Annotated in this window: 5 protein-coding genes; 3 read left to right on the top strand and 2 right to left on the bottom strand. The window is 72.4% G+C overall.

Translation table 11 applies throughout. The features are described from left to right. Nucleotides 1-181: 181 nt before the first annotated feature. Nucleotides 182-325 carry a hypothetical protein gene (locus tag ACSMHG_RS19355; protein WP_435748190.1) on the bottom strand — a complete coding sequence of 48 codons (144 nt, stop codon included), beginning with the start codon at nucleotides 323-325 and terminating at the stop codon, nucleotides 182-184. Nucleotides 326-498: 173 nt separating this feature from the next. On the opposite strand from ACSMHG_RS19355, the gene ACSMHG_RS19360 reads away from it, so the two are divergent. After that, on the top strand, nucleotides 499-2,214 hold the full coding sequence (locus ACSMHG_RS19360) for a DEAD/DEAH box helicase (protein ID WP_435748192.1): 1,716 nt from the start codon (nucleotides 499-501) through the stop codon (nucleotides 2,212-2,214). Between the two features lie 196 nt (nucleotides 2,215-2,410). On the opposite strand, the gene ACSMHG_RS19365 is transcribed toward ACSMHG_RS19360, so the two are convergent. Continuing rightward, entirely contained in the window at nucleotides 2,411-3,310 is a 900-nt protein-coding gene (locus ACSMHG_RS19365) for an NAD(P)/FAD-dependent oxidoreductase (protein WP_435748194.1), read from the bottom strand. 28 nt (nucleotides 3,311-3,338) lie between these two features. On the opposite strand from ACSMHG_RS19365, the gene ACSMHG_RS19370 reads away from it, so the two are divergent. After that, nucleotides 3,339-3,791 carry a MerR family transcriptional regulator gene (locus ACSMHG_RS19370; RefSeq protein ID WP_435748196.1) on the top strand — a complete coding sequence of 151 codons (453 nt, stop codon included), beginning with the start codon at nucleotides 3,339-3,341 and terminating at the stop codon, nucleotides 3,789-3,791. 249 nt (nucleotides 3,792-4,040) lie between these two features. Then, on the top strand, nucleotides 4,041-5,519 hold the full coding sequence (locus ACSMHG_RS19375; protein ID WP_435748198.1) for an NAD-dependent succinate-semialdehyde dehydrogenase: 1,479 nt from the start codon (nucleotides 4,041-4,043) through the stop codon (nucleotides 5,517-5,519). The last annotated feature ends 52 nt before the right edge of the window (nucleotides 5,520-5,571 follow it).

Raw genomic sequence — 5,571 nt, forward strand, 5'->3', positions numbered from 1 at the left:
CTGAGGGATGGCGGGTGGAGGAGGACGCATCGTCGACGCATCCTTCAAAGTTCAACCACCCGAACGGACCGCAGTCCGCTTTCATTCCCGGTCGCGCGGCCGCGGGCACTGGTCTGGACCGCTCCGGACGCGACGGAGCCCGCGCCTCCGACGTTTCGGGGGCGCGGGCTCCGGGGACTTCTCAGGCGGCAGCGCTGGCGACGACCGCGGCGGCAGGCGCCTCGGACGGGTCGTACCAGTGTGCCTCCATGTGCGTGCGGCCGCGCTCGTCGACGACCGGGGTCCACTGCACCGCCAACGGCGTGGACATCGTGGATTCCTGCATGAGACACCTCCTGTTCACCTTGCGTTCACCTAAGGTAGCCGACGCACCCTGACGCCGTCTACGGCGCAGGCGGATCCGGACGCCAGCCCATCCCTGCGGGCGAGGGCCGGGTGACCCAGCGCACCGCATCCGGGAAGGGGTGACCGCATGGCCGAACCTCTACCGTGGGGGGTGTGAGCACCGAGGAACCGACCAGCACCACGCCGACCTTCGCGGACCTCGGCCTCGACGACGCCGTCCTCCGCGCGCTCCGCGACGTCGGCTACGAGACGCCGTCGCCGATCCAGGCCGCGACCATCCCGCCCCTCCTCGCCGGCCGCGACGTCGTCGGACTCGCCCAGACGGGCACCGGGAAGACCGCGGCCTTCGCCCTGCCGATCCTGAGCCGGCTGGACCTGAAGCAGAAGACGCCGCAGGCGCTGGTGCTCGCGCCGACCCGCGAGCTGGCGCTCCAGGTCTGCGAGGCGTTCGAGCGGTACGCCGCGCACCGCAAGGGCGTCCACGTCCTCCCCGTCTACGGCGGCCAGGCGTACGGCGTGCAGCTCTCGGCGCTGCGCCGGGGCGTGCACATCGTCGTCGGCACGCCCGGCCGGATCATGGACCACCTCGACAAGGGCACCCTCGACCTGTCGGAGCTGCGCTTCCTCGTGCTCGACGAGGCCGACGAGATGCTCAACATGGGCTTCGCGGAGGACGTCGAGACGATCCTCGCCAGCACGCCCGAGGAGAAGAACGTCGCGCTGTTCTCGGCGACCATGCCCGCGCAGATCCGTCGGCTCTCCAAGAGCTACCTGCGCGACCCGCAGGAGATCACGGTCAAGGCGAGCGCGGCCACCGCGGCCAACATCACCCAGCGCTACCTGCTGGTCAGCTACCCGCAGAAGGTCGACGCGCTCACGCGGATCCTCGAGGTCGAGAACTTCGAGGGGATGATCGTCTTCGTCCGGACCAAGCACGAGACCGAGACCCTCGCCGAGAAGCTCCGGGCCCGCGGCTTCTCCGCGGCCGCCATCAACGGCGACGTCGCGCAGGCCGTTCGCGAGCGGACCGTCAACCAGCTGCGCTCCGCCAAGCTCGACATCCTCGTCGCCACCGACGTCGCCGCCCGCGGCCTCGACGTCGAGCGGATCAGCCACGTCGTCAACTACGACATCCCCACCGACACCGAGTCCTACGTCCACCGCATCGGCCGCACCGGCCGCGCGGGCCGCACCGGTGACGCGATCTCCTTCGTCACCCCGCGCGAGCGGTACCTCCTCAAGCACATCGAGAAGGCCACGAAGCAGCCGCTCACCCAGATGCCGCTGCCGAACGTCGACGACGTCAACGCCACGCGGCTCTCCCGCTTCGACGACGCGATCACCGCGGCGCTCGGCCAGTCGGATCGGATCGAGAAGTTCCGCGACATCATCAGCCACTACGTCAAGGAGCACGACGTGCCGGAGGTCGACGTGGCCGCCGCGCTCGCCGTCGTCGCCCAGGGCGACACGCCGCTGCTGCTCGACCCCGCCGCCGAGGTCCGCCCGCCGCGCGTCGACGACCGCCCCGACAAGCGCGGCGACCGGCCCGACCGCGGTGACCGCGGCGACCGGAAGCCCCGCGGTCGCACCGACGTCCCGATGGCGACGTACCGGATCAACGTCGGGAAGCGGCACAAGGTCGAGCCGCGCCAGATCGTCGGCGCCATCGCCAACGAGGGCGGGCTCAAGCGCGGGGACTTCGGCCACATCCAGATCCGGCCGGACTTCTCGCTCGTCGAGCTCCCGGCGGACCTGCCCGGCAGCGTCTTCAAGCGGCTCGAGGAGACCCGGATCTCCGGCAAGCTGATCGAGCTGCAGCAGGACGGCGGCCCCAGCCGGCCGCCGAAGAAGCCCCGCCACAAGAGCTAGGACGCGCCAGCGGACTAGCTGATGGTGGTCGAGCGAGCCGCGCGACCGAGCCTGCGAGGTCGCGACCGGCGTGTCGAGACCGGACGCGCCAGCGGACTAGCTGATGGTGGTCGAGCGAGCCGCGCGACCGAGCCTGCGAGGTCGCGACCGGCGTGTCGAGACCGGACGCGCCAGTGATGCGGCAGAGGCGCGCCGGCTACAGCAGCGCCGCCACCATCGCCCCCGCCGCGACCTGACCGGCCGCGGCGGCGGCCAGCACGCTGGCCATCGGCATCGGCAGGGCGGCGACGTGCGCCATGTCGCCGGCGGCGTGCACCCGCGGCAGGCTGGTGCGGCCCATGACGTCGACCTCCACGCCACCGGAAGGCAGGCGGGTGAGCCCGAGCTGCTCGGCGAACGGAGCCGACTGCTGCAGCGTCGTGCTCACGAAGAGGCCGGCGAACTCCTCGGTGGACCCGTCGGAGAAGGTGACGGTCGCGCCGGCGGCGCTGCGGCACAGCCCGGTGACCTGCTCCGGACGGACCGCGACGCCGTCGGGCAGGTCGGCCTCGACCGGCGCGCCGTCGGCGAGCACGGTCAGCCGCGAGGCGACCGGCGCCATGATCCGGGTCAGGTGCCCGGCCGCGGGCCCGCCGCCGAGCACGGCGACCGGCCGCCCGGCGTACTCGTGGCCGTGGCAGAACGGGCAGTGCGCCACGACCGTGCCCCACAGGTCGCGGAGGCCGGGCTTGTCGGGGAGCGTGTCGCGGACGCCGGTCGCGAGGACCAGGCCGCGGGCGCGGGCGACCGAGCCGTCGGCGAGCGTGACCGCGTAGCCGTCGCCGTCCGTCGCCGTCCGGTCCGCCGCGGCGTCCCGGACCTCCACGGTGTCGTACGCCGCGAGCTCGGCCCGGGCGGCCGCGCGGAGGTCCGCCGGGGGTGTCCCGTCCTGGCCGAGGAAGTTGTGCATGTGGGTGGCCGGGTCGTTCCGGTAGGAGCCGCTGTCCAGCAGCAGCACCCGCCGGTGGACCCGGCCGAGGGTGAGGGCGGCCTGGAGGCCCGCGGGGCCGCCGCCGATGACGATGACGTCGTGGTCGGGGGAGGTGTGGTTGTCCATGAGCAGGAGTCTGTGAGTTCATGTCGACATGAAGTCAAGTGAGCGCATCCAGCCCTTCTCGATCGGTGACCTGGCGCAGCGGTTCGGGCTGGGCACCCACGTCCTGCGCCACTGGGAGGACGTCGGGCTGCTGAGCCCGGCGCGCGACGCGTCCGGCCGCCGGCGCTACAGCCGCGAGGACGTCGTCCGCGTCGCCGTGGTGGTGCGGAGCAAGGCCGCCGGCATGAGCCTGGAGCAGGTCGCGCTGATGCTCGACGGCGAGGCCGACGGGCGCCGGGCCGTCCTCGAGGCCTACCTGGAGGAGCTCGAGCGACGCATGGTCGACCTCGAGCGGCACCGCGAGATGGCCGAGCACGCGCTGCGCTGCACGGCCCACGACATCGCGACGTGCCCGCGGTTCCGCTCGCGGGTCGACGACCTCCTCGAGGGCAAGGTCGAGGCGTTCCCGACGCTCGAGGAGATCCACGCGGCGCTCGGCTGAGGAGCCGAGGAGAAGGGGGCGGCCCGCCGGTCCGGGGGTTGAGGATCGGGCCGGCGGGCCGACGTCCGGGCGGCGATGGGGGGTCGCCGTGGTCCCGGAGAAAGGGAGAACCCCTCGCCGCATGGGGTCGGCAAGGGGTCCAGTGCCGTCTTCTCGGTGCTCCCTCCGAAGTCGACACGAGAAGCATTCCACGCGGGCGCGCTCGTGTCATCGATTTGAGTGAACTCGTCGAAGTGGCAGGATTTCGTCATGACTGGACCAGACAGCTCGTCCTTCCCCGACCGCCTGCTCCCTGTCGAGCACCGCAACCTGTTCATCGGTGGTCGGTGGCGTGGAGCGGAGGGTGACGCCCGCTTCGAGGTGCACGACCCGGCCGACGGCTCGGTCCTCACCGACCTGGCCGACGGCTCGGTGGCCGACGCGATGGAGGCGCTGGGTGCGGCCGCCGACGCCCAGGCGTCGTGGGGCCGTACGCCGCCGCGCGAGCGGGGCGAGATCCTGCGCCGGGCCTTCGAGCTGGTCGCCGAGCGGGCCGACGACCTCGCCCTCCTCATGAGCCTGGAGATGGGCAAGACCGTCGCCGAGGCCCGAGGGGAGGTCGCCTACGGCAACGAGTTCTTCCGCTGGTTCTCCGAGGAGGCGGTCCGCATCCACGGCCGCTACATGGCCAACCCGGCGGGCGGCAGCCGGCTCCTCACGCTCAAGAAGCCCGTCGGCCCGTGCCTGTTCGTGACGCCGTGGAACTTCCCCCTCGCGATGGGCACCCGCAAGATCGGACCCGCGATCGCGGCCGGCTGCACCATGGTGGTCAAGCCCGCCAGCCAGACCCCGCTCACCATGCTGGCGCTGGCGGCGATCCTCGCCGAGGCAGGCCTGCCCGACGGGGTGCTCAACGTGGTCCCCAGCACCCACGCCGGCGACATCAGCGAGACCCTCCAGGCGGACCCGCGGCTGCGCAAGGTCTCCTTCACCGGCTCGACGGGGGTCGGCAAGGTGATGGTGCGGCAGTCGGCCGAGCAGCTGCAGCGGGTCAGCATGGAGCTCGGCGGCAACGCGCCGTTCCTCGTCTTCGAGGACGCCGACCTCGACGCGGCCGTCGACGGCGCGCTGGTGGCGAAGATGCGCAACATGGGCGAGGCGTGCACCGCGGCCAACCGGTTCCTCGTGCACTCCTCGGTGGCCGAGGAGTTCGGCCGCAGGCTGGCCGAGCGGATGGGCGCGCTCACGCTGGGCCGGGGGCAGGACGAGGGCACAGACGTCGGGCCGCTGATCGACGAGAAGGCCGTGGCGTCGGTGGGCCGGCTGGTCAGCGACGCCGTCGCCGACGGCGCGCGGATCGTGGTCGGTGGCGAGCCGCACGACGGACCGGGCTACTTCTACCCGCCGACCGTGCTGCTCGACGTACCGCAGGACTCCGCGCTCAACGCCGAGGAGATCTTCGGACCGGTCGCCCCGATCACGACCTTCGAGACCGAGGAGGAGGCCGTGGCCAAGGCCAACGACACCGAGTACGGCCTCTCCTCCTACGCCTACACCCGCGACCTGGCCCGCACGATCCGGCTGGCCGAGTCGCTGGACTTCGGCATGGTCGGGATCAACACGGGGCTGATCTCGAACCCGGCGGCGCCCTTCGGCGGCGTCAAGGCCAGCGGGTTCGGTCGCGAGGGCGGCTTCGAGGGCATCGAGGAGTACCTCGAGACGACGTACGTCGCGCTGCCGGCCGGCTGATCGCCCGCGGCGTGCTGCCCAGCGTGCGCTCCACCGCACGCTGGGCAGCACG

This window comes from Nocardioides ureilyticus, assembly GCF_051280745.1.
Classification (GTDB): Bacteria; Actinomycetota; Actinomycetes; order Propionibacteriales; family Nocardioidaceae; genus Nocardioides.

Excerpts from the sequence above, each read along its gene's own strand:
- ACSMHG_RS19355 (WP_435748190.1), bottom strand. The coding sequence starts at position 325 with ATGCAGGAATCCACGATGTCCACGCCGTTGGCGGTGCAGTGGACCCCG.
- ACSMHG_RS19370 (WP_435748196.1), top strand. The coding sequence starts at position 3,339 with ATGAAGTCAAGTGAGCGCATCCAGCCCTTCTCGATCGGTGACCTGGCG.
- ACSMHG_RS19365 (WP_435748194.1), bottom strand. The coding sequence starts at position 3,310 with ATGGACAACCACACCTCCCCCGACCACGACGTCATCGTCATCGGCGGC.
- ACSMHG_RS19375 (WP_435748198.1), top strand. The coding sequence starts at position 4,041 with ATGACTGGACCAGACAGCTCGTCCTTCCCCGACCGCCTGCTCCCTGTC.